Here is a 26,239-nt window from a genome sequence, read left to right on the forward strand (position 1 = left end):
TAAATTGTATGGTTCAACTGATTTTATTATGGTAGTTTCAGTCATTTTTTATTGTCTTCAAAAGTGTTTCCAAACGCATGAATAGTTAGCCTCTCCTCCTTCTTCACCCTCGTAGGACGAAGCAGGGAGAGGAGCAAACTATTTATGTGGGTCCAACCTGTATTCAAAAATCTATTTTTCCTTGTGAGAGAAAGGGTAGGTCTCTCTATGAGAAAGAAAAGGTTCATCTCCTCTTACACTATCTTCCAAGTGGAATTTCAGTGATGGCATCATACGAAGGCGAACTCAGTAATGCTATAAAAAAAGGTTCTTCCGAAATTTGGAGTGACAAACTAAAAGACTTATATATTAGGCACACGGAGTCACGGAGTGGACGGAGGTAATGCAATGTCACGGAGGTGCCGACGGCACAAAGAGCGACGGAGGTATAGCATACAGATTCTTGATAACTATTTTGGGATAAGTTCTTTGTATATAAATTGCTAATAGAATTGGCAAACAAGCTCCGTCGCTCTATGCACCGACGGTGCCTCCGTGACTCCCATTGCTTTGTTTTAATAATCCTCCGTCCTCTCCGTGCCTCCGTGTGACATTGCTTCAAACTCTAAACACAAGCAGCAAAACTTATCACTCCAAAATCCTGAAGACCCATAAAAAAGCTTTATAAGCTATCGTATTGAATATCTTCAAAGAAAGGGAGAACTATCTTCTAAAAGAGTGATTGTAACCTACACGCAATCAGAAAGTTACGAATAGCATTAAAGAAAACGCCCTTCTTACGTCAAGAAGGGCGTCTTCTGCATGCATGAAGGGCATATTCTCGAACGTAGAAAGGCCTCTTCTTGTCTCATCCTCGGCCTCTCTACAAACAGAGAGGGGAGTGATTACTGAAAAATCCGTACAATTTCTGCCAGTAAGTTTACCGTTTTGTCTTCTTTTGTGCACAACTTCCTAAGAGTGACCTCATCTTTTTCTCTCCTCTCTAAACGGTGAGGGGATAGGGGTGAGGCCACCTTCGTAAGGTACAGAAAGTTCAGCTGATAAACTTTATCGACCAGTAAAATCGACTGTCTTCAGCTGTTTACTTATTAGGAACAGCAAACTTATCACCAGTCTGTTTAACCAGTTCACGCTTAAAGTAGTCGCTGTAACCTGGACGTTTTACGTGTTCGCCAAGTCCTGTAGAGGTACGGAGGAACTTACCATCCTTCTCTGGCTTGACTGCCATATCATTGAATTTCACAATCAGATGGATAGCTAATTGACGCCAACGTGCAATCATCTCGTTGCTCTTCTGAATAGAATAGTCATTGAGATACTTCACAGCAGCTGCCTTGTCGGTAGCATAGAGTGATTCAGCCTTAGTCTCCACGCCTTTTTGAGCAGCAAGGAAAGCATTGTCAAGTGAGTCGCGCACCTCCTTCAAAGCAGGGAAAAGCTGAGAGTAACGAGGGTAAACCATGTTGCTGACCCAGTTGCACACCCAGAAAGCATTCTTATCAGAGAATGTTACAGCGTCTGCTCCAGGGGTGTTAAAACACTCTGCACGCTCAGTGTTACTACAATAGATAGGTACGTAAGCAACCATGTTACCATCGTCATTACCGAACCATAAGATACCACCAATCTCACGTGGCAGCCATGAGCGGAGCTGTGCGATGTAAGAGAAACCAGTCTGCTGGGTTGAGATAGGACGTTCGTTGAAGTATTGCTTGCCATCAACTACGTATTTCAACGGAGTAGGACGGTAAGGAGACTCCCAAATGCCCTGTGCTATATCATTGTCGAGTGACAATGGAGTACCCTCATAATGGTCGCGCATACAAGCCTCCATCTTAGGTAAGTCTACCTTCTTGTCAGGTGCAATCCAAAGTGGCATGTCCTCTGCGTTAGGGTCTTTACCCAAGGCCCAAGGCAACCAACGTGACATATCCTTAAAGTGATTGAAGTAGCTCCAAACACGTGCATCACACCAGCGACGGCCTCCGAAGTCTGGTGCTGCATAGGTCATCTTCCAGTTGAAGTCCTTATCTTTGCCAGTGAACCAGCCCTTTGAACGAGCAAAGCTGATACAGTTCTTAGACGTGATAACCTCTGTGTTATAAGTAGAGAACTGACCAATGCGGCTTTGATTGGCATGAGCAGAAATCATACCGTCAGGGATGCGAACAGCAACCCATACCACCTTCTGCTTCTTATCACCGCCACAACCTTGCATCTCAAGGAGCCATACCTCGTTAGGGTCGGCTATGGTAAAGGTCTCACCACCAGAGTTATAACCGTAAGTCTCTGCGAGTGATGTCATCACTTTAATAGCTTCTCGAGCAGTCTTACTGCGTTGCAAACCAAGATACATCAATGATCCATAATCAATAATACCATCCTTATCGACCATATCTTCGCGTCCGCCGTAGGTTGTCTCGCCAATGCTCACTTGGTATTCATTGATGTTACCAATCACATTGTAGGTCACTGATGCCTCTGGAATAGCCCCGTGATGCTCATGTGTGTCGTAGTCAATAATTTCGCGACGGTCTCCCTTGGCATGAGTGCCAGCAGGATAGTGACAAAGGTTAGTAAACATGCCGTAATCATCAGCGGTGTAAGTGACAAAGACAGAGCCATCTGTCGTTGCTCCCTTAGTAGCAATGAGGTTTGTACAGGCGTTAGCATACGTAATCATTGTAAGGAAGAATAGTGTTGCAAATGATTTCTTCATACTCTACAATTTAATTGTTAATACTTTATTTTAGTCAGATATTCGTTCTTATTGTTACGGTTGTCTGTTGCAATAAGGCGCAATGTGCGTTCTTTCCCAGTAGGACGTACAGGGGTGTCAGCGAGATCACAGAAGAGTATCTCTTTGTTCTTTCCAAACTGAAGTAGGATGAACTGTCCATCGAGATAAGCCTTATAACCCTGTAGACCGCTGCCCGTGTCGGTCACCTTAAAGGATAGGTGGTGTGGGTTCAGACTCTGCTGTGTAATCGTTGGTGGCGTGTCGTCGTAGGCAAGGAAGTAGGCACATCCTAACTCACGCATCCGTCCTGTAACCCAGCCCTTTGCGTATTTCCCACCGCAGAAGGATGCTGGTGCATCAGCGTTCAAGCTGTTACGCATCGCAACATAGAGTTTCTCCGGATTATGTACCGCACCGCTTGGTTTCAAACTTATCTGTGCATAGTTGAAAAGAGGATATGCCGCTTTAGCGAAACTATAAGCCTCGGAATGTGCATTGTATGTTCGCCCATGCAGTAGTTGTAGCCATCCATTCTTTGCAAGAAGGCCTTTCTGTATATTCAGGCGTACTCCGTCTGCGATGAAGTGATTGTCTTTAGCATAATAGAGTGGTGTTGCACCCTCTGGATGATAGGCTACTGGGATAGCTTCAGGTTCACCCCTTACAGTGAACTCCTTGACGGTTTGGTTGCCAAAGACATCCTTTAAGACATAACGAAGGTGGTAGTCGCGTTGCTGGTTGAAGTTGATAATACCCTTGTTAGCGTCAGCTCGTAGGATAGGGAGCGTATTACCAGGTTCGATATAAGACTTCATAAACCAAATCTTCGTCGACAGGAAATGGTCGTAATCACCCCACGAATTAACCATTCTGTGGCAGCTTGTAGGGATGTTGTTCACATCTGAAGAGAAAACCAGTCTACCATCACAATACAGCTGAGTGTATCTAACGCCATAGTTGTTATATACCGAATCCATGTGATCACTTGCTCTTACACCAAAGCCCACCTTTCCCCATGCTTGGAAATGTCCTTTGTCAAAGGTGAAGATGCGTGAGTCTGGTGAGTGTTGGAAGACACCTTGTCCTGGTTGAGGATAGGTTTTGAATGAATAAACGGCTGGGGCTGTCTTGTCTTTAACGATACTCTTTAAGAAAGTGAGTGGGTCGTAAAGGTTGCCATTGGCGGTCTTGTGCATCTCTAAATGGATGTGTGGACCTTGTGAAGAGCCTGTATTACCGCTAAGAGCGATGAACTGTCCCTTCTTGACAGGGAACTCTCCCGGTCGGAATTTCACATCGCAAGCAAATTGTTGATGCTGGTATTGCCATTTGCGCACGGCCGCCTCAATCTGAGGGGCAAAGCGGTTGAGATGGACATAACAACTGGTATATCCATTAGGGTGGGTGACTAAGATAGCTCGCCCGTATCCGTGTTTCTCGACAATAGCTCCAGAGATATAGCCATCAGCAATGGCATAGACACCAAGATTTACCTCTCTCTCGGTCTTAATATCAATTCCTCCGTGGAAGTGATTAGGTCGTGGCTCCCCAAAGTTGCCCGCCAGTTGCACTGGGACATGCACTGGTGAACCGAAGGGGAGTATGGATAATAAAATATTCAATAACAGATTCATAGGCTATCAGATCCTTTCTTTTTATGTATATATCTGTTGTTTGCTTCGAAACAACGGATAGAATCATTTCAGTAATTGGTCACCTTTGTAGGCCCTGTACTTTCCTTCATTATCAAGGCGTAGGATTATCGTCCCAGTTATCCATTCTGTCATAGCTTCTTCCTCGGAGAAAGGATAGGTCTGGACGACTATTCCGTCTTCAATAACCACTACTCCTTGTTTGATAGTACCTGTGGTTGTCTGAATGACGTTAGCTGCGATACGTCTTAAAGACTTTGGGAAGTCTGTCATAACTTGTCTGGCCTGTCTGGTATCCCTCGTTCTCTCCTTGCGTCTTCAGGTGTCCTCGTTGGTGGAGCAGGGGGATTGCTGGAGGCTTCCTCAGGGCTGACAGGTTCGCCACCGATGGTTCGGATAGGGTCAGACTGTTGTAAGGAATCCTTTGGCTGAGCCGACTCCTGTTGTTGAACATGCATACGAACGAGTTGGATGTTATTGATTATAAGCATCTTGAACGTACTTGATGGCTGTTGTCCCTTTAGCATTAGGAAATAGCCACGTATGTTCTTTATCCGTAGAGAGTCGCTTGTGTCGATTGTCAGAGAGTTGCGAGAATCAGAAGTGATGTGTTGGTATTGTGTGATGATACTGTCATTTGTGTAAGTAACTACCATCATGATGATCGCATCACGCATCCCGTCTTGTATAATAAACTGTGAGTCGAAACTCATGAGTAGTCGATCGCCCTTGTGAAAGGCCGTGTCTGCCTTGATTTCAAAGGTCTCACGGTCGACAGGAGCGTACGGAGAAAGTATCAACGAGCGTTTTCCACGCCAGATGTCAGTGGTGTCTCCCTTAGAAGTAATATTGCCGTATTGAGCCAACTCGCTCTCTGAAGCACCTTGGCTACGTGCTTCATTCTCCAATCGCTTTGTTAGGTCGACATAGATATCGTGTAGTTTCTCTGTATGTCGCATATAGTATTGAAGTGACCTATCGAACTTCTCTTCCGATACACCATATTTCTTCATTACTGCTAACTTATATGCTTTCTGCTTGACATCCGTATAACCTTCACGATTAACCATTGCCATGGATATATGATAATCGTAAAGCATATCCTCCATCTCCGATGGTTGGATATACTCTGAAGGGATAGTTGGCTTACAACTTACGGCGAGGAGTGCAAGTAAAACTACACAGAGCGTGACGAAAGGACGGACCAAATATTTACTTCTCATTGTCAATCTACTGATTATCAGCAATGTTTTCTTTGTCAGCGACCTTCTTCTCTGTGGCTGGTACCCATCCATTGAAATCCTTTCGGAATGCAAGAATGATGATGAAGACGCCTACGGAGATGCAAGAGTCTGCAAAGTTGAATATAGGAGAGAAGAAGGTGAATGACTCTCCACCCCATACTGGGAACCAATCTGGGAATGTTCCGTGGAAAAGAGGGAAATAGAACATATCAACTACCTTGCCCATTAACACCGGAGCATAGCCCTGTCCCCATGAGACAAGTGTGGCTGGTGTAGCCCCTTCTACGTAGTATGGGGTAGAAGCGGTGAATATCTGTCCATAGAAAAGAGAGTCAAAGATATTGCCTGCAGCACCTGCTGTAATCATTGATAACACAATGATATAGCCCATTCTTGCCCCTCGTTTGATACGATTCGATATATACCAGATAAGAAAACCTATCGCTACAATACGGAAGACACTTAGGAAGAGCTTGCTTCCTAACTCCATTCCCCATGCCATACCATTATTCTCGATGAATTGTATCTGAAACCAATCGAAGATATGGATAGAGTCACCTAAATTCATATTAAGCTTGACAACGACCTTAATAATCTGGTCTATTAATATTAATAGAATTATCAGTAAGGTCGCTATCAAGCTTTGTTTTTTCTGTTTACTACTCATTAGTGATTTTTATTTGCCATCTTAGAAGCTACGCTTAGTGTCGCATGTGGCACGATACGTAAGCGTTCTTTAGGGATAAGCTCTCCTGTGATACGGTCGATGCCGTACGTCTTATTGTTGATTCTTACAAGTGCTGCTTGGAGCGCTTGGATAAACTTTTGCTGACGTTGCGCCATCTGAACCAACTCTTCTTTGGTCTGATTAGAACTACCTTCCTCCAATGCCTTGTACGTAGGTGACGTATCATTAACATCGTTAGTATTCTTATTCATCAGAATCTTCATCGTCTCGTCGTAGTCAGACTTTGCAATCGCTAACTTGTCATTTACTATCGTTCGGAACTCCTCGAGTTCCTCATCGGAATAACGCTTCTTGGTTTCCATAAGATAAAATTGAATTAGGTTATGAAAGTAATTATGATATATAGGAACTGTTGAAAGCCTGATAATAGGGACGTGCACATGACACGTCCGCTATTGTCTTGGGCTTATAGGTGAGTGGCTTACACACCCCAGTATTCTTATTAGTCTTTTCTTATTTCTATATGGAGGCTGAATTCGTCAAATTCAACATCTGTTCCATTGTTCTCTGCGAGCGTAATATCGTTGGCAAGAACCTGTGTCTTAATCAGTTCACCGAATGATGACACTGCTGCCTCAGCCTCTTTATTTGGCTCGATAACAACAGAGATGCGGTCAGTAATCTCAAGACCAGTCTCCTTACGGAGGTTCTGTATACGATTGATCAGCTCACGTGCCATTCCTTCACGACGTAGGTCTTCTGTCAGTTCAACCTCCAGCGCAACAGTCAAGTTACCCTCGTTGCTTACCAGCCAGCCTGGGATGTCCTCTGAGATGATTTCTACATCAGCAGCCTCAACCTTGATAGGCTGTCCTTCTAAGTCGAAATTGAACTCGCCAGTAGCCTCCAAAGCAGCAATCTCGTCCTGTGAGAGCGTATCCATGCGGGCTGCTACTTGCTTCATCAACTTGCCGAACTTCTTACCCATAACACGGAAGTTGCACTTAACCTTCTTGACAAGGATGCCCTGACCCTCAACGAATGTGAGGTCTTTAACGTTCACCTCGTGTTTAATAAGGTCTGCTACAGCCTCGATGTGCTTCTTTTGTGTTGCATCGATAGCAGGGACCATGATCTGTGCCAACGGCTGACGTACTTTGATGTTAACCTTACGACGCAGCGCGAGAACCATTGAAGTAATACGTTGTGCCATGTCCATACGTGCTTCAAGGTCAGCATCAATAACAGACTCGTTGGCTACTGGCCAGCGATCCAAGTGTATGCTCTCCAGTTTACCACCCAAGTCAGAGTAGAGCTGGTCGGCATAGAATGGAGCGAAAGGCGCCAACAGACGTGCAACAGTCATCAGACAAGTGTATAACGTGTCGTATGCACTCTTCTTGTCAGCACTCATCTCCTTGCCCCAGAAGCGTTTACGGTTCAAACGAACATACCAGTTACTGAGGTCATTGTTCACGAATGAGTCGATAAGACGACCTGCACGTGTTGGGTCAAAGTTCTCTAACTCTGTTGTAACACCCTTTATGAGGGAGTTAAGCTTAGAGATAATCCAACGGTCAATCTCGGGTGCCTCGGCCTTTACAGACTCGCATGTTGTAGCATCATAGCCGTCAACATTTGCATAGAGAGCAAAGAAGCTATACGTATTATATAAGGTACCGAAGAACTTACGACGACACTCATCAACGCCTTCTGGGTCGAACTTCAAGTTATCCCATGGTTCGCTGTTAGTCATCATATAGAAGCGTACAGGGTCGGCACCGTATTTGTCCATCATTTCGAATGGGTTTGTCACATTCCCCACATGCTTACTCATCTTGTTACCCTTGGCATCAAGCACAAGACCCGTTGATATAACGTTCTTGAAAGCAACTGAGTCAAACACCATAGTAGCAATCGCATGGAGTGTAAAGAACCAACCACGAGTTTGGTCAACACCCTCATTAATGAAGTCTGCAGGGAAGAATGCTGGTGGAACAGCCACGCCCTCATAGCATGAGTGTACTAATTGGTCGCGATATTCAGCCTCAGTCTTACCCGTAGCCTTCAATCCTTCTGCATTAATCTCACCTTCAAATGGATAGTGAAGTTGAGCGTAAGGCATAGAGCCGCTGTCAAACCATACATCAATAAGGTCTGATTCACGGTGCATTGGTTTACCTTCATCATTTACGAGGATAATATCGTCAACGTAAGGACGGTGGAGGTCAATCTTATCATAGTTCTCTTGACTGAAGTCACCTACCACGAAGCCAGCCTCTTTCAATGGGTTTTTCGCCATGATACCAGCTGCGACAGCCTTCTCAATCTCGTTATATAATTCCTCAACAGAGCCTATGCACTTCTCGCCACGGTTCTCATCACGCCATATTGGCAGTGGTGTTCCCCAGAAGCGTGAACGGCTGAGGTTCCAGTCATTCAGGTTCTCGAGCCAGTTTCCGAAGCGACCAGTACCTGTTGATTCAGGCTGCCAATGGATCGTCTTGTTCAACTCTACCATGCGTTCCTTCCTTGCTGTGTCCTTGATAAACCAGCTGTCAAGAGGGTAGTAGAGGATTGGCTTATCCGTACGCCAGCAATGAGGATAGTTGTGTACATGCTTTTGGATATTGAAGGCAGTACCATCCTGTTTCATCTCCATACAAAGGACAATGTTCAAGTCCTCGGCTTTCTCTGAAGCTTTCTTGTCCCATACACCATCAGGATTGAAGCGTGGGTCGTATGAGTTCTTCACATAGTCGCCTGCATGATGACCGTATGCTTCAACGTTGACACAGGCTTTTACGAAGTTCTGGTCTAACTCGTCAATAGTATAGTACTTACCTTGGAGGTCGACCATTGGGCGTGTCTGGCCCTTCTTAGAAATCAAGTAGAGGGCAGGAATGTTCGCATCCTTTGCCACCTTAGCATCGTCAGCACCGAAGGTAGGAGCAATGTGTACGATACCAGTACCATCTTCTGTTGTGACGTAATCGCCAAGGATGATACGGAAAGCCTCGCTCTCCATCTCCACAAACTTGTCACGACCATCTTCACTGGCAAACACCTTCTCTGGGTGAGCAGCTGCGTAATCGTTCACAAACTTAGGTGCATAATCGCCCGTCTGCTCAACTGGCTTTACCCATGGCATGAGCTGTTGATAGTGCAGACCCTCAAGTTCTGTACCCATCAGACGGCCTACGATACGATAAGGAACGTACTTGTCGCCACGCTCGTAGGCTGGTAGTTCGCCACCATCAGTTATCTCTCCTTCTGACTTCAGATACGCTGCTACACGACTGGCAGCCATGATGAGCGTCAGTTTCTCTGCGTCGTATGGGTTATAAGTCTCGACAATGACGTATTCAATCTTTGGACCAACACAGAGCGCAACGTTGGATGGTAGTGTCCATGGTGTGGTTGTCCATGCTACGAAGCATGGCTTGCCCCATGTCTCCTTTGGCAAGTTTGCCTTGTCAGCCAATGCCTTCCAATCCTCTGTAGGGATAGTAAACTGTGCCGTAACGGTAGTGTCCTTTACGTCACGATAGCAGCCAGGCTGATTTAACTCATGGCTTGACAAACCTGTACCTGCACCCGGTGAGTAAGGTTGAATGGTATAACCCTTATATAATAACCCCTTGTTATAGAGTTGCTTAAGGAGCCACCATAGGGTCTCAATATACTTGTTGTCGTATGTAATATATGGGTGTTCCATATCAACGAAATAGCCCATCTGTTCTGTTAACTGCTGCCATTCAGCAGTGAACTTCATTACATTCTCACGACACTTATGATTATATTCCTCTGTTGAAATATACTTGTCAGATGCATGGTTGTCGATATCTTTCTTTGTGATACCCAACTCTTTTTCTACACCCAACTCTACAGGCAATCCATGAGTATCCCAGCCTGCCTTGCGGTGTACTTGGAAACCCTGCATGGTCTTATAACGGTTGAAAGTATCCTTAATTGAGCGTGCCAACACGTGGTGAATACCGGGATGACCATTGGCAGATGGTGGTCCCTCAAAGAAGATGAACTGTGGTTCGCCCTCACGTTCATCAATACTCTTGTGGAAGATATCTTTCTTCTCCCACTCTTTCAATACTTCCTGATTTGTGTTAACAAGGTCAAGTCCCTTGTGCTCGGCGAATTTCTTTGCCATACTATATAATTGTTTTGCTTATTTTCTAAATACATGCAAAGATACAAATAACAACTGAAACTACCAAACTTTTTATTATATGAAAGACTATCCATCCTCTTTCATGCAAAGTATTAGCTTGAATTACATTTCTTGTGTCCTAATGTGTCTATTGCTATACAAGATGTATTTTGTCGTTTTGGGGCGTATTGTGTAATGATATTGCAATGGTGCAATATTATTATGTACGCCCTTTATACTTTCAGAAGATAAGGGTCGTAATGGCCTTTAGATGTAAGAAAGGATTTGTCACATCTTATTATAAGTTGGGGTTGGAATTGTTTTGCTGTCATGTTCCGTGTCTTGTGTAAGTTTGTCGGTAGTTAATAAGTTAGGTGACTGTACTCGATGAAGGTAATGAAAGGAAAGCTTGTTACTTGTGGCAGTCGTTGGGTTCTGTTCGTTGGATTGTCTTGTATGGGTAGAGATTATGGTCGTGTTTTGTAAAGAAAAATCATAGCTCCGTTTTTGAAGAGGCCTAATAAGGTTGTAGAAGATGCCTTTCTTGCATGGAGAAGAGGCCCTTCTTGAGTGTTACTAAGGCTCTTCTTGAACCTTAATAGGCGTCTTCTTCGGTACAGTTTGTAACAGTTTGATTTCGTGTTGGTTGTGAGGAGGATTTAAGATAGGGATGTTCTGCAGAGAAGGGTATTTGGGTGAGGATTTTTGTAAGATAATTTCTAAATAATCTAAGTGGCTTAGTTTGAGGGAGAGAAACAAATAACGGACGCACTGATTGTGCGTCCGTGGGGGTTGACAGATGTGCCGACTGTGTCGGTCACGGTTGTAATTTCGTTAGTTGTATGCTCATCTTACTTGTGTGATAGTCCTATTGAAGGGCATCACACTATGGGCTATGTTCCTTTGAAAACATAGCAGAAAGCAGTGTTGAAAAAACTTTTGAGATGATGTCTCCTTGTCTGTTTTTGTATTATAAATGGGCGTGACGCTTTTCTCAATATATTAGAGAATTGTCGTCAGTCACCTGTTCTGGTTCTGTACAGAGCGTTAGATAAGTGTATGTAACACGTATTGAGGGGAAGACTTAGTTAAGTCCTTCCTCCTCGCTCATTGCTTTAAGGCAGTCAGGACAGATACCTTTATAATAAAGCTGTGTATCATCAATTCTGAATCCCTTGCCGATTTCGCCAGTATAACGTGGCATTTCCATTGCCTCAAAGTCGAATACTTTCTCGCAGCGCTTGCAGAAGAAGTGTGCATGTGGCTCTGTTACACCATCGTAGCAGACACGATGATCGTCAATAGTAATCATTGATGCTGCTCCATGTTCAGACAACATACGTAGCGTATTATACACAGTTGTGCGACTAACAGTAGGGAGTTTCTTCTTTAAAGAAAGGAAGACTTCCTCAACAGTAGGGTGAGTATGATGTGTAGCGAGATAGTTCATGATTGCTACACGCTGAACAGACGGACGAATACCTAACTCTTTTAATTTGTTATAAACTGAATCCACTGTGTCTATCTTTTATCTATTTATACTTAAATCTCTACTCTCTTTTCATAACAAATCACCCGATTTTATATGGGTGACCACTTTAGTGTGATTGCAAAGGTACACATTTTGCAATAAACTGACAAATATTATGTTGGAAAAACTACAGAAGTTTATGTGGATAAGTGAGTTGAGTAGACTGGTGAACCTGCCGATGCGGGACAAGCAACTCGTTAACTCGTCTACTCGTCCACCTTGTCTACTTACTCTGTTACTCTGTCTTCTCGATAAGCAGCCTGTTCCCTTGTCCTGTTCCCCTGTCCCAAATTTTTTCTCAGAGTACTTTGTTTAACCATATAAAAGTCTTACTTTTGTATGTGGTAAAAGTTTTTATTGGTATAATAAATAATTAATTAGGATGAAGGAAGTAAGTTATAAGGACTTAAAGTTCAATCCATTCGACCTTTTAGGTAGGGAGTGGATGTTAGTCACAGCGGGTAATGAGCAGGATGGATGTAACACTATGACAATCAGTTGGGGACACCTTGGCTGTATGTGGGGCCATAACGACCCAACAGCAGTGACCTATATCCGTGCCAGTAGATATACAAAGACATTCGTGGACAGGGAAGACTATTTCACACTCTGTGTCATGGATACATCTTTCAAGAAGCAGATGGCCTATCTCGGTACGGTCTCTGGACGTGATGAAGACAAGATAGAGAAGGCTGGACTGACAAAGGTTTTTGCCGATAATAGTGTTTATTTTAAGGAAGCAAAGATGGTTCTTATCTGTAAGAAAGAGTATGTTGCCGACTTAAAAGAGAGTGGCTTTGTTGATAAAGACATTTTCGAGCAGGCTTATCCAGAAGGAAATCTTCACACGATGTATGTTGGTAAGATAGAAAAGGTCCTTGTTCGTGATGATGAGTATCTGAAGTAATCGCTGTCAATCAGCTGTTTTTTTTACTCTGATAAAGTCTATATGGATATGAGACACGTGTTTATTCTTGTTACTTTATTGCTCCTTGTGGCCTGTAAACCCTACGGTGATTATAAGGAACGTGGGCATTGGAGGCAATTGAAAGAGAACGAACGGATTGGTTTCTATTGGCGGCATAATGATAAAATCTATGCTGCTTTAGGTGACTCGGCTGTCCTTGTCAGATATGTTGAGCCTATGAAAGATGTGGATATCAGCACTTTTTATGTGAATAAGACAATCGACATGGAGTGTGAGAATTATGCAAAGGACAAGAACCATGTGTATTATCCTTTGCATGTGATAGCTGTTGATGCTGATACCTTTGGTTATGAGTATGCTACAGAGCCTATTGTCAAGGGTGCCTTCCCTTCTTCTTTCAGATATATAGGGGATGGGAAAGGGACAGACGGATATACGATGTATAAGTATGGTGAGCGAGAGTAGACAGGTAAACAAGGTTGACGAGTAGACGAGTTAACGAGCTGCTTGTAAGAGAGACATAGTAACATAGGAACGGAAGGGGGTGGTAACAGAACAATTAACTCGTTTACTTGTAACGTGTTAACTTGTCAACTTACATGAAAGACATAATAACAGAGGAACGAGTGATGGCTTACATCACAAGTAACTCGTCTACTTGTTAACTCCAGAACTCGTCTACTTGTCCACTACTTATTTACTTAATATCATCGTATGCACGGATAGCTTGGAGGAAGCGAGCGTTGACATCCTCGAAAGTATATAGTCCGTCAGTATTTTGATTGAGGCCCTTCAGCTTCAAAGAGAAAATCTGTGGAGCGTGTTGGAGGTCGAGTAAAGACATCTGTTTGAGCTGGTCAGTACTCTGATAAACGAGGTTTACGGCTATAAAAGCCTTTCCTGTAGCATCAACCCACTTCTCTATAACAAGCTTTGAACCGATAGGTGTCTTCTTCTCGATAGAGTTTGGGAGTGAATACTCCTCTACTCCAAGGGCAGCATCGACGCTGGCAATGTTTGAGTCGTGGCCACAGAGGAAGGTAAACTTACGGTCTTTGTCGTTTAACTCATCATACATATACTGTAGAAGAGGGTGAGCAACGTTGACAGCTACGATAGGTGCTGTGAAAAGAACGTCTCCATAAACATCTTTCACCTTAGCGATCTTAGTCCAATCGTCCGTTGTGAGCTTATGCCCAAAGGCTGCCTTCACGCCATCAGGCTCCTCGTAATACTGAAGGATAAACGCATCAGAGGCCGAGTTAGCATTCTTCAACGAACCTTTCATGCCTGGTTCCTGATTGAGTTCGAGCGTGATTTGGGTGTCGTTGGTGGTGAAGTCCTTTACTTCTCCTTTCTTATAATACTCGCTTTGCTTCATGTCTAAGACCTTGGCAATGAGGTCGTAGCTGTCTTTCAATCCCTTGTTGATACCAACAAGACCCTCTTTTCCACCCATGGCGTTGATTTGCTTCATTGCTTCAGAGCGGAAGGCAGGTGTACTCTTAGTAAGGCGTGGGAAGAAGATTGGGTCCATCTTTGAGGGAACATAACGGTGGTTTACACGTAAGCCAGCCACTGGCATGAACCCACTTGAGAAGTATTGTGCCGTCGCGATACAGCGTTGCATGGAGTTAGCATACACGTTTACCTCATCAATAGAAGGTACATAATTGTCTTTGAACAGCCCTGTCTCGATGGTCCACTTACGGAAGAACTGTCCCATCTCAGTCTCTAACACACCGCCTCTGAGCGTTAGCTCGCTGGCAGCCGATGACCAGTTAGTCCACTCGTGTGGCGTCATCTTGCTCAGTGCAGAACCATTGGTTGAAAGCGGTGAACGGATGTTATGACGAGAGAGGATGACAACCTCTTTTAGTTTATATTTCTCTTTGAAAGCGTCAGAACGCTGAAGCTGTGCCTGAGCCAATACTGGGCAGAGTAGAGCCAGTATCAGAAGGAGGACGAAAGAATTGATTTTTCTCATTGTAGTAATACTTTGTTAAGTCATAATTCACAACCCATAGTGTGCGACAATAGGTTGTGAATTATCAGAGTTTTAGAACTTTATCTGCAGACGAGTCTCTAAGATAGAGAACGTATTATTGTTGAATGCAGCGTTGTCAGTGGCCCGTGTGACAGAACCACGTACTCGCCAAATCATGTACTTATTGAGGTAATAGTTGAAAGTCAACGACCAATCGTTAACCTTACCACCGTAGATATTGGCGTCTTTGTCCGTTAAGGTTGAGTAGTTATAGGCCGCAACAAGCTCCATAGAACCTGGGTCTGGGGTGGCAATACCCGCATCTGCCTTGGTATAAGTATAACCTTAACCCTTGAGCAAGTAGCGTACATTGCTATAAGCACCCCATGCACTGTAGTTTGGCATGGCGTTGTCACGCTTGATACCTACGTAGAAGTACTGAGCTTCAAGACCAAAGTTACCAACCGCAAGGTTCATTTCTGGAGAGAACTTCCACAGTGCTTTAGCATCAGAGATGGTAGCTTCTTGGGCTGCGACGTTGGCTATACGTGTTGGGAAAGGAGCTCTTAAGGTGTATGACTTATGGCTGAGAGCAGCAGTCTTGTTATAACGTGGTGACTCGTAAGCACCACTGATACCGATATGGAAAATCTTACCACGCTCAGTCAATGGGCGCCATACCAATCGTGTCATCGCACCCCATGCCTCGTTACCGAGCTTATCAGTGGTCATCTTCATTGCGTCGTTCTCAGCAAACACTGATGCTGTAGCGTGGAACTTATCGCCAGCATGCACGTACATAGCACCTATCAAACGGCTATTGAAGAAGGCTTGGTTGGCTAAAGGCTCCTCCATCGAAATCTTAAAGCTTGAGGATGTACCGCTCTGGAGGCCATACTGATGTACAAAGTAGCCCATACGAATAAGGTTCTCTTTGTCGAAATTGTAGTCGAGGCTGATGTCCTTGAGAGAAAGACTTTGTCGAGCATAACCGACATCGACCTTAGCTTTCCATTTACCGTAGGTTGCGCTGACTCCCATACGTACGTCTGGGATGGCAACACCATCGTTAAGTTGGTCGTTAAGTGTCTCGTCTGTTGAGTGCATAACGCCTGCATCCATGAGGATACGACCTGAGGGTTTAACTACTAACTTTGGCTCTTCGTCTTGAGCAAAGGCACCTGTACAGGCCATTAAGCCACAGGCTGCCATAAGGATAATTCTTTTCATAGATGTATTTATGTTGTCTATATTCTATAAAATTAGGTTTTCTACTCTAAAGAGAGTGATAGGTTGAGGGAGAGAAAGGAGTTAAGTCTCTGACAGATAGTTGATATCATCAGACGAAGTTAACTCCTTTCTCGCTTTTCCTTTACGGCTTAGTTGGCAGCCTTAAAGGTGCTCTTTGCAATCTTACCCTCCTTCTTTAGCTTCGCAAACTCCTTCTTCGCCTTAGCTAACTGCTCTTGGAAAGCAGGGTCAGCATGGAGACGTGCTACGACGGCAGCACTGACAATGCGTGCTGCATCTACGTCGCTCTGCCAGTGATAACCGCAGATAACACGGCTCTGGCCCATCTGGTAGCCACGTTCAAGTATCTCATTTTGACGGTCGACATTAATCTCTGAGAGTACAAGAGCAGTTGCCCAACCGATAGCCGTATGGCCAGATGGATAAGAACCATTGGTTGAAAGTTCCTGTTGTTGCTCTGGGTTGCAAGTCATCTCTTTGTAGAAAGCAAATGGACGAACACGCATGTAGTGGTCTTTAGCACTGCGTGTAGCCAAGTCGCCAGCGTCCTCACGCATATTCAAGACGAGCTTGTAGATCTCTGGAGTTGTCTCTTTGCTAATCTTAATACCGAAGGCTTCAGAGAAGGCATTAGGTACTCCGTCGCCACCTACACGTGCGTCAGCTGCTGCTTGGTCGCCTCGTGGGGTGTCACGTTGCATCTTTCCCCATTGATATTGAGCCTGATCGTAAAGGAACTGGATGCTACCTGGCTGCGGAGGAGCAGGAAGCAGTTCGAGAGAACTTGCCTGTTGGCCGTCCTGAAGGTAGTAGAGGTCGGGCTGTGTACGAACGTCTTTAATCTTCTTTGTAGTTGTCTGTGCGAAAGTGGTCACTGAGAACATAGCCAGCAGACCAACGACTAAGGTTTTCTTTGTCATCATAATAGATTTGAATTTATAATTTTGAATTAATTAAAAGACAATTTGTTTCTGTTGTTGCAAAGGTATATGAAAAGGCTAAATAAAAATAGTTGCATCCTATTATTTGCCTAAAATAAATGGATGCAACTATTCTTAATATGCTGGTTATCAGTTGTTATGATTATTCTGATAGCTTTGTAATATAATTGACGATACTACTTGTATTACGCTTACAATAGTCGTCGAGTAGCGTCTTGTTATCTCCTATCTTACTATGATAGAGTCGACTGACAACAGGGTTTAGGTTTCCATAGATACCTAACATCCCCGGCAGGAGTGTACGCTTCACTCTTGGCATGGCAAGCAGCAGGATGAGTACCCGCACTTGCTGGCTGTTTACGCTCGTAAAGTGGAATATCTCTTGGCACACTTCTTTGTCTGTTGTGGCAAAGCTAATGAAGAATTGCTCTGATATTTGCGCTATCTGGTCTGTGACATCACGTGTAGCAGAGTCGATGTCAGCAAAGAGTTTTGAATGAAACTTCTTCATTCTCCGTTCTTCATTCTCCTTTTTTATATTGTCGTGTATGGTGGTATATTCTTCTATTAGCTGTTGGAGCGTATTTAAGTACTTGATTTGTGTGATGCGATTGTCGATAGTTTGCAACAGACGCAGCAGTACGATACGGTCACGATTGTCGATATCTTTCTCTATTGTTTGCAGTTCGTTTAATAGGCTTTCTGCCATCTCTTCGTAGCCTTTCAGCCGTTGCAATTGCACGATACTGGCTGAGATATAATCGCAAATAACCTTTAGTCCCTTCGGAGTAAAGATGTTTTCGTATTGTTCCTTGACCACGATAAAGTCTGGATAGACCTCGGCTATCGTCAGATGTTTGGTTGCTTCTTGTATATGTTGCAGCCTTTCTCTCATGCCATCGTTCAGTCCGTTGAGGACGAGCGTGCCTTCGGTCGACCGATAGAACTTATCGAGTCGCTCCTTAATCTCTTGTATATGATTGAGCCACACCTCGTTCTTCTTGCATTGTTCGATGATGATTTCGATGTTATCTGTGCTACGGGCTTCTTCCGAGTCGTGTATCATCTGGCTACATTCATACACGTCGTATTGGTGGATGCGGTCGATCTGTTCGTTAAGAAACTTCACCATCTGGAGGGCTGTGTCACGGTTTAGTCGGGCAATGCGGGCTGATAGGTTGGCGAACAGCTCATTGTTAGCTCGCAGACTTTGAGAACTGATGTTAATCGTTTCTATCTCATTACTAATAGCTTCAAGTGTGTTTTGTTCGTTCTCTGTCAGTCTGTCTTTTAGGCCTGCCAACGCTTCTAAGCGATGGCGAAGGTCGTCCTTTCTTAACTGGAGCTGCTTGTAAGTCAATGTCTTGTGCCTACGATAGCTGAAGAGAATGATACCTATTATACTCATCATCGTGAAGAGGATGATGCCAATAAGTTGTAGACTGGGGGCTTTATTATCAAAGGTAATCCACTTGGCAGCCTCCTCTTTGCCTGGAGTCAACTGTATCACGCCAAGGTCAGAACCAATGTAGAGCGTGTTGTTAAGGCTGAAAGCGGCCTGAGCATTGAAGTGTATGTCATCAAAGAAACTACCACAATCGTAGAGTCGGTTGTTTTTTATCTTGTATTTATGTATCCCCATCTCTGGTATCGTATAGACAATACTGTCATTGATACAAAAGATTTGATTGCTTCCATCGGTCCGAATGGAGTCAGCTCCTTGTATTTGAAGATAGTGATTGGTGAGGAGGAGTAGGCGAGGGCGTGGCGAATTGTAGGTGCAGAGACTATTGACAAACACCATGTGCTCGGTTCCTGCGATGCGTTCCACCTGCTTTCCCTTGCTGACAAACACACCGTGATTAAGGGTCGAGATGTATATCTTGCCGCTTTCTTGGCTTTGATGGAAGGCTGTAATATACCTGTTATTCATCGACTTCACCGTGTCTGTCTTCCCATTACGGCTGTCTACTGACAGCAGATAGTCTTGCACACCAAGTAGTAGTTTGTTTTCATGGGGCAGAAGGGCCATCGAGGTGATACGTGTCCTTGGTTGTGTCAGTAGTTGTGGACGCTTGAAGAGCTGGTTGATAAGGTATTGTTCGCCAATGTTGAACCTGAACACCTGATTATTAGCCGTATAGTAATAGATGTCTTCGCCATCGGCAAACATCTCTTTTGGCAACTCGTCGTTTTCAAAGTCATATACCTTCTTGGCTATGAGTTCGTCGGCTTTCTGGCGAAACAGCTCGTGTTGGTTGTTTACATAGATGAGGTCATTACCCATCCTACATGCTGCAACGACAGGAGGGTTGGCATTGAAGATACCAAGATGGTGGGGGATGCGCCATAGAGCGTTCTTTGTAAGGAGGATGGAGAAGCCGTTTCCATCGTCGGCAATGGCTATCCGATGTGGATTGTCGGGTACATTATTGCGGAGAGGAATACTGACAAAACGCTCTAAATTGTCGGATAAGAGTATTCTCGATGATGTAATGAAATAGTAGGTCGAGCCTGCTTTATAAAAGGACAGCACCGACTGAGGCAGTGGAAAGTGCTTGCTGTCAGCTCCGTTGATGTTTTCTATCGTTAGTTGATTGTCAGAAAGAATACAGAGGTGACCGTCATAGAAGGCTACCTTGCGTATATTCTCACCTTTATGACGTAGTTCTGTCTTCTGCGTGTGTAGGTTTATGCTTATTACTCCGGCCTGTGTGGCAGCAAAGAGCCACTTGTCGTCGACGGGGCAGAGGTTGTTGACCAAGAAGGGTTCGCAACACTGGGTTGCTGACGTCGCTTTGATAGGGTAGAGTAGGGTCAGTCCTTGCTGCGGCTGACCGATGGGCATGGAGAAAAGACCTTGTGACGTAGCGACATAGAGGTGCTTGTCTGTAATCGTTATATCGTAGGGAGAATAGCGGCTACCCTTGCTGGGAATGTCGTAGGTAAGCTGATGGAGGAGTGTGTCGGCAGCTATATTCCATAACTGCAGACCGGCATTACGTGATGCAATCCAAATCTGATTAGGATGCGAAGGGTCGCGTTCTACGTCATAGATGCGGTCGAGCCCTGTGTAATAACGCTTCCTTTCGTCCCCATTGATATGCCATATAACACCCGTCTCTCCGCCAATCCAATAGCCAGTCTTGTCTATAGACAATGCAGACAAACGGTCGGCATAGTGGAACTCTCGCTCTGATAACGACCGTGAAGGGGTTGTCTCCTTGCAACCTGTGATGACGAATAATAGTATCAAACAGAGCCAACTGACAAGAAGACGCACCTTTGCCTGTATATTGTATTCCGTAGTCATTGGATTCAACTTTGTCTGCAAAGATAACGAATTACTCTGAGAATTGACGATGTTATCTTATATTGTTTGTAGAAAAGTGACGTCTGAGAGAGTGTTATTGGATGTTTTCTTGGGTGGTAGGTGTTGATGTGTTGGGTGTTAGGTGTTGAATGTTAGGTGTTGATGAAGTGCTTTTGTGGGTGTTAGGTGATGATGTGTTGGGTGTTAAGTGTTGAATGTTCGGTGTTGATGGAGTGCTTTTGTGGGTGTTAGGTGTTGATGTGTTGGGTGTTAGGTGTTAAATGTTAGGTGTTGATGAAGTGCTTTCATGGGTGTTAGGTGTTGATGTGTTGGGTGTTAGGTGTTGGGTGTTAGGTGTTGATGAAATGCTTTTGTGGGTGTTAGGTCTTGATGTGTTGGGTGTTAGGTGTTGAATGTTCGGTGTTGATGGAGTGCTTTTGTGGGTGTTAGGTGTTGATGTGTTGGGTGTTAGGTGTTGAATGTTCGGTGTTGATGGAGTGCTTTTGTGGGTGTTAGGTGTTGATGTGTTGGGTGTTAGGTGTTGAATGTTCGGTGTTGATGAAGTGCTTTTGTGGGCGTTCGGTGTTGATGTGTCGGGTGTTAGGTGTTGAATGTTAGGTGTTGATAAAAAGGTTATGTGGATACAAGTTGTTTAGTATTGAGTCTTAAAGCAGCTTGTAAGTAACAGCATATTTCATACCCACAAAAACAAACATCGTGTACTTTCTCATGGCAGGTTTGGGCTCCCCTCCTTCGGAGGGGCTGGGGGAGGTCCCCACATCCACCTTCTCCCCTTGTCAACATTTTTCGTCCCTCTTGTTCATAGTACATGCTCTTTAAGGTGGCAGAAGAGGCCCTTCTACGTTCGAGAACATGCCCTTCTTGCATGCAGAGAAGGCCCTTCTTGAGGCAAGAAGGGCGTCTTCTCGAATGCTGTTTGTAATAAGCTGATTCTTTGAAGGTTATGATATCGGTGAGAAGGGAGGTTATACCCTTGTGTAGAGGGTGTTTAACTCGGTGTTATGTAATGTTTTTTCATGGTTTAATAGGCGTTCTCCGAGATGTGGAGTGGGATGCTTGAAACATTATTCGAGTGGTCGGATAAATCCTTGAAAGGCTTATCTGTGAGTGTTTTTTACCGCTTTCAAATGTTGTGTAGAGGATTTGTACACACGCTGTTGAGGCTCCGTATGATAGAGAAAGATGGTTACGAAAGGATTATTTTAGGACAATCTTGCGAAAGACAGACCCTCTTGTCGTGGCGTAAATATTCTGTTTATGGGATGAGAAAATGTTTTTTTCGTTATATGTGTAGGTCGGAGAAGGGAGAAAGGTTGATACATTAATAATGTATATCATGGTGAGACGATATAATGTGTAATGTTCTTTCTGCGATAAAAGTAATAGAACAGTTGCCGACGTATTTAACGAGTGAGACGAAAAAAGGGGATGTGTCGCCACATCCCCCTCGTCGTTTTAATCGTTTTATCTCTTATTCTTTTTAAGAATTCGTTGTGCACAATCGGCCAAGACAACGACCGCTCCGGCCAGAATACATACATCCTTGATGACCAGACGACCCGCACCAGTAAGTAACGGGAACCCGTGCTCGCCACTTCCTAAGTCGGGTACCCATACTTCGGGAGTCGTGACAAGGAAGGACAACGTGCCAAACGTCATGAGAATGACAAGTCCTGAACCAACGAAACCAATCTTTGGAAACCAGATACCTAATAAGGTCAAAATGCCAAATGACATAATGGCAATACCTAAACCATGAGAGAAGGTGTAGGTGTTGTTGGCTTCATGCCAGTCGTGCTTGACCTTGTCAAACTCGCCTTCTTTGAGCTTGTAGTCCTTATACTCTGGTGCTTTCTTTGTGTAGAAGAAGCTCATAAACGGACTGTTTGCCACGAATGGCACAATACCCTCTGCCTCATAGTTCCAAAACTTCAACCCACCAATCCATACAAAGATGATGAAGATTGCTATACGTATTAAATGAATACCTGTACCTTTCAGCGATGCTGCGGTATTTAGAACGAAGTCTAATAATAAATTAACTTTACTCATAATTTGTTACTGATTTATATCATGAATTTAATAAACACTCTTTTATATTTCTCTCTGCCTGCTCTTAGCTTTTTGTCCACTATTTTTTAATTTCCCATCTGCTATGTTTAAGCCTTCCACTTACCCTAATTAAGCCTCTTTTTTACGATAAGTAGGCCCTTCACTTGCTCTAATTAGACTCCCCATCTATTATGAGTAAGCCTTTTGATCACTCTAATTAGGCTCCCCATCTATTATGAGTAGGCCTTTTGATCACTTTAATTAGGCTTTCTAATTACTGTGAGCTGGCCTTTTAGTCACTTTCGTTAGGCTTTTTATTTACAGTGAGCAGGCCTTTCACTTACTCTAATTAAGCTTTCTATTTACAGTGCGTAGGCCTATTACTTACTCTAATTCAGCTTTCTGGATACTATGAGTAGGCCTTTTACTTATTCTAATTAAGTCTCATTTTAGCGATAAGTAGGTCCTTTACTTACTCTAATTAAGTTTTCTTTCCACTTATGTTATGGTAGAATCGTTTGCTACTTTATACTGTTATAGCCTTGCTTATCCACACATTCTTTTATGAGCTCGCTTCAAGTAAGTGCTACCTTACCTCTTTATTCTATGACGAATTAGCTTTTATCTTATCAATGAATTCTCTCTTATTTTGTGATGGTTTTGCTTGTATCCTTTTGTGAACATGCTTTTTGTTTATTATGAATTTTCTTTTATCCTATAATGAACATGCCTTTAGTTTATTATGAATTTTCTTTTATCCTATAATGAACATGCCTTTATCCTATAATGAACATGCTTTTATCCTATAATGAACATGCCTTTAGTTTATTATGAACTTGCTTTTATCCTATAATGAACATGCCTTTAGTTTATTATGAATTTGTTTTTATCCTATAATGAGCTCGTTTTCTCACTCAGAATGTAACCCACTAAAACCCTTGTCCCTTTGTCTTTAGAACTTCGTTAACAGTAGTCTTCCACTCCTCATTTTGAAATCGTCGGCAAAGATATATAATTCCCCGTAAACGGCAAAGAATATCCCTTGTAATTATTACAAAAATCCTTGCAAATAGTCTTTTTCATCTAAAAATACCATCTTTGTGGTATTAATAGCAATCCCCATTGTGACGAGAAAGTATAATAAATGATAAGTTGTGATTTGCTTGAAAAGTCTTACCTTTGTGGTATCAATAACAACAAGTAACTCAAGTGAGGATACTTGAGGATGTTGTGATTTGCTTGAAAAGTCTTACCTTTGTGGTATCAATAACAACCAAAAAGTAAATACAATTTATTAGAGTGCGTTGTGATTTGCTTGAAAAGTCTTACCTTTGTGGTATCAATAACAACTAATTAAAGATGATGATACATTTGTTACTTGTTGTGATTTGCTTGAAAAGTCTTACCTTTGTGGTATCAATAACAACGCTTTCTATCATCAAAAGCATAGCTTTCTGTTGTGATTTGCTTGAAAAGTCTTACCTTTGTGGTATCAATAACAACTTAAGGAAGTCGAGGGAGTAACCAAGACCTGTTGTGATTTGCTTGAAAAGTCTTACCTTTGTGGTATCAATAACAACAAAATGAAATTAAACGACAATTCAACTTATGTTGTGATTTGCTTGAAAAGTCTTACCTTTGTGGTATCAATAACAACAAAGGTAACAAAAAAGTTACGAACTACCAAGTTGTGATTTGCTTGAAAAGTCTTACCTTTGTGGTATCAATAACAACTATTATCACTCATGTCGATTTCTTTTCGTTGTTGTGATTTGCTTGAAAAGTCTTACCTTTGTGGTATCAATAACAACTTATTCCAGAGAGTTGCATTGACAGCACACGTTGTGATTTGCTTGAAAAGTCTTACCTTTGTGGTATCAATAACAACTCATTATCTCAATTTACTGTTTGATAATGGTTGTGATTTGCTTGAAAAGTCTTACCTTTGTGGTATCAATAACAACCTTTAATATTTTATATATCTTGCTGTCAATGTTGTGATTTGCTTGAAAAGTCTTACCTTTGTGGTATCAATAACAACCAAATGCACAAATGGGTAATCCTCCCTTCCGTTGTGATTTGCTTGAAAAGTCTTACCTTTGTGGTATCAATAACAACGTGTACAGAAATTTGGCGTTAACGCCTTTGTTGTGATTTGCTTGAAAAGTCTTACCTTTGTGGTATCAATAACAACGCCCGCTTAAGTCGAAGCCTGCTTCTTCTGGTTGTGATTTGCTTGAAAAGTCTTACCTTTGTGGTATCAATAACAACTTGTGAAGTTTGTTGAACCTCCGTGCTGGCGTTGTGATTTGCTTGAAAAGTCTTACCTTTGTGGTATCAATAACAACAATAGCAGCTCACAGTTCTTTAACGAAGCCGTTGTGATTTGCTTGAAAAGTCTTACCTTTGTGGTATCAATAACAACCCCATGGAGAAATGAAGCCACTCTATTCTTGTTGTGATTTGCTTGAAAAGTCTTACCTTTGTGGTATCAATAACAACTACTGTTCGCTTCTCAGCTGCTTATTTTTTGTTGTGATTTGCTTGAAAAGTCTTACCTTTGTGGTATCAATAACAACCATGCGCTCATTGAATGCATTTTGCTCACGTTGTGATTTGCTTGAAAAGTCTTACCTTTGTGGTATCAATAACAACTTGAAGGTTGGAGAGACACCTATGATTACGGTTGTGATTTGCTTGAAAAGTCTTACCTTTGTGGTATCAATAACAACATGCAACAGAAGACCATAGAACATCAACAGGTTGTGATTTGCTTGAAAAGTCTTACCTTTGTGGTATCAATAACAACCTTATAGCATGCAGTAGACTGCCAATTTTGGTTGTGATTTGCTTGAAAAGTCTTACCTTTGTGGTATCAATAACAACGATGCAGCAGCAGTTAAGAGGGCAGCAATAGTTGTGATTTGCTTGAAAAGTCTTACCTTTGTGGTATCAATAACAACTACCAAGCCTTATAATATGCAAACAGTGGAGTTGTGATTTGCTTGAAAAGTCTTACCTTTGTGGTATCAATAACAACCGTTTTCCTGCGTTATTCAAACGAATGGCTGTTGTGATTTGCTTGAAAAGTCTTACCTTTGTGGTATCAATAACAACACGAAGCCTTGTTCATAGGCCACGATGGTGGTTGTGATTTGCTTGAAAAGTCTTACCTTTGTGGTATCAATAACAACGTTTGCTTTACCAACCTTTCAAGACGTGGGGTTGTGATTTGCTTGAAAAGTCTTACCTTTGTGGTATCAATAACAACCACGTGAACCTAAGGCTTGTCCTGTACCTTGTTGTGATTTGCTTGAAAAGTCTTACCTTTGTGGTATCAATAACAACAGCCAATAGGATTGTCAACCTTTTTGCCAGTTGTGATTTGCTTGAAAAGTCTTACCTTTGTGGTATCAATAACAACTTACACAAGAAAGTAATAGTTTTCTGCTGTGTTGTGATTTGCTTGAAAAGTCTTACCTTTGTGGTATCAATAACAACCGAGAGCATCGAATTCAGCGGTAGGGACTTGTTGTGATTTGCTTGAAAAGTCTTACCTTTGTGGTATCAATAACAACTACTATGGCGAAAAACGTAGATATGCTGAAGTTGTGATTTGCTTGAAAAGTCTTACCTTTGTGGTATCAATAACAACTAAGGCTTATAAGGCTTTCTTAACTCATTGGTTGTGATTTGCTTGAAAAGTCTTACCTTTGTGGTATC

The 26,239-nt window shown here is 42.9% G+C and carries 14 protein-coding genes, 1 pseudogene and 1 CRISPR repeat array (1 of these 16 only partly in view); of the genes and pseudogenes, 2 read left to right on the forward strand and 13 right to left on the reverse strand.

Annotated elements, in window-relative coordinates:
• Nucleotides 1–1,081: 1,081 nt before the first annotated feature.
• The 8 genes from AXF23_RS03650 to AXF23_RS03685 form a co-directional block, all read right to left on the reverse strand.
• The gene (locus AXF23_RS03650) at nucleotides 1,082–2,719 is read right to left on the reverse strand and encodes a dipeptidase (RefSeq protein WP_107624334.1); all 1,638 of its coding nucleotides are present in this window, start codon (nucleotides 2,717–2,719) and stop codon (nucleotides 1,082–1,084) included.
• Between the two features lie 17 nt (nucleotides 2,720–2,736).
• A complete protein-coding gene (locus tag AXF23_RS03655; RefSeq protein ID WP_107624335.1) occupies nucleotides 2,737–4,374 on the reverse strand; it encodes a M23 family metallopeptidase in 1,638 nt (545 codons plus the stop codon).
• Nucleotides 4,375–4,437: 63 nt separating this feature from the next.
• Nucleotides 4,438–4,665, reverse strand: a complete 228-nt coding sequence (locus AXF23_RS03660; RefSeq protein ID WP_107624336.1) for a hypothetical protein — start codon at nucleotides 4,663–4,665, stop codon at nucleotides 4,438–4,440.
• The gene (locus tag AXF23_RS03665) at nucleotides 4,662–5,615 is read right to left on the reverse strand and encodes a DUF4296 domain-containing protein (protein ID WP_107624337.1); all 954 of its coding nucleotides are present in this window, start codon (nucleotides 5,613–5,615) and stop codon (nucleotides 4,662–4,664) included. The genes AXF23_RS03660 and AXF23_RS03665 overlap by 4 nt, the downstream gene beginning before the upstream one ends.
• Before the next feature lie 7 nt (nucleotides 5,616–5,622).
• Nucleotides 5,623–6,303 (reverse strand): lipoprotein signal peptidase, encoded by a 681-nt coding sequence (locus tag AXF23_RS03670; RefSeq protein WP_107624338.1) that lies wholly within the window; start codon nucleotides 6,301–6,303, stop codon nucleotides 5,623–5,625.
• Entirely contained in the window at nucleotides 6,303–6,686 is a 384-nt protein-coding gene (locus AXF23_RS03675) for a TraR/DksA family transcriptional regulator (RefSeq protein WP_009013136.1), read from the reverse strand. The genes AXF23_RS03670 and AXF23_RS03675 overlap by 1 nt, the downstream gene beginning before the upstream one ends.
• A gap of 140 nt (nucleotides 6,687–6,826) precedes the next feature.
• Complete coding sequence (ileS, locus tag AXF23_RS03680; RefSeq protein WP_107624339.1) at nucleotides 6,827–10,492, reverse strand: isoleucine--tRNA ligase; 3,666 nt, start codon at nucleotides 10,490–10,492, stop codon at nucleotides 6,827–6,829.
• Between the two features lie 1,084 nt (nucleotides 10,493–11,576).
• Nucleotides 11,577–12,008: a Fur family transcriptional regulator gene (locus AXF23_RS03685; RefSeq protein WP_107624340.1), complete on the reverse strand. Its 432-nt coding sequence runs from the start codon at nucleotides 12,006–12,008 to the stop codon at nucleotides 11,577–11,579.
• Nucleotides 12,009–12,405: 397 nt separating this feature from the next.
• Between AXF23_RS03685 and AXF23_RS03690 the strand changes: the two genes are divergently transcribed.
• Complete coding sequence (locus tag AXF23_RS03690) at nucleotides 12,406–12,930, forward strand: flavin reductase family protein (protein WP_107624341.1); 525 nt, start codon at nucleotides 12,406–12,408, stop codon at nucleotides 12,928–12,930.
• A gap of 48 nt (nucleotides 12,931–12,978) precedes the next feature.
• Nucleotides 12,979–13,416: a hypothetical protein gene (locus tag AXF23_RS03695; protein WP_107625783.1), complete on the forward strand. Its 438-nt coding sequence runs from the start codon at nucleotides 12,979–12,981 to the stop codon at nucleotides 13,414–13,416.
• A 232-nt stretch (nucleotides 13,417–13,648) separates the two neighbouring features.
• On the opposite strand, the gene AXF23_RS03700 is transcribed toward AXF23_RS03695, so the two are convergent.
• The 5 genes and pseudogenes from AXF23_RS03700 to AXF23_RS03720 form a co-directional block, all read right to left on the reverse strand.
• Nucleotides 13,649–14,938: a histidine-type phosphatase gene (locus tag AXF23_RS03700; RefSeq protein WP_107624342.1), complete on the reverse strand. Its 1,290-nt coding sequence runs from the start codon at nucleotides 14,936–14,938 to the stop codon at nucleotides 13,649–13,651.
• Between the two features lie 72 nt (nucleotides 14,939–15,010).
• Nucleotides 15,011–16,168, reverse strand: a pseudogene (locus AXF23_RS03705) (OprO/OprP family phosphate-selective porin).
• Nucleotides 16,169–16,317: 149 nt separating this feature from the next.
• The gene (locus AXF23_RS03710) at nucleotides 16,318–17,109 is read right to left on the reverse strand and encodes an acid phosphatase (protein WP_089366765.1); all 792 of its coding nucleotides are present in this window, start codon (nucleotides 17,107–17,109) and stop codon (nucleotides 16,318–16,320) included.
• Nucleotides 17,110–17,272: 163 nt separating this feature from the next.
• Nucleotides 17,273–20,443: a ligand-binding sensor domain-containing protein gene (locus tag AXF23_RS03715; protein ID WP_199222158.1), complete on the reverse strand. Its 3,171-nt coding sequence runs from the start codon at nucleotides 20,441–20,443 to the stop codon at nucleotides 17,273–17,275.
• 1,485 nt (nucleotides 20,444–21,928) lie between these two features.
• Nucleotides 21,929–22,516 (reverse strand): DUF417 family protein, encoded by a 588-nt coding sequence (locus AXF23_RS03720; RefSeq protein ID WP_009013302.1) that lies wholly within the window; start codon nucleotides 22,514–22,516, stop codon nucleotides 21,929–21,931.
• Nucleotides 22,517–25,817: 3,301 nt separating this feature from the next.
• Nucleotides 25,818–26,239: direct repeats of the CRISPR family, unit length 47 nt; unit sequence GTTGTGATTTGCTTGAAAAGTCTTACCTTTGTGGTATCAATAACAAC; it runs 1,004 nt beyond the window's last position.

It is taken from the genome of Prevotella sp. oral taxon 313, assembly GCF_003043935.1.
Classification (GTDB): Bacteria; Bacteroidota; Bacteroidia; order Bacteroidales; family Bacteroidaceae; genus Prevotella; species Prevotella jejuni.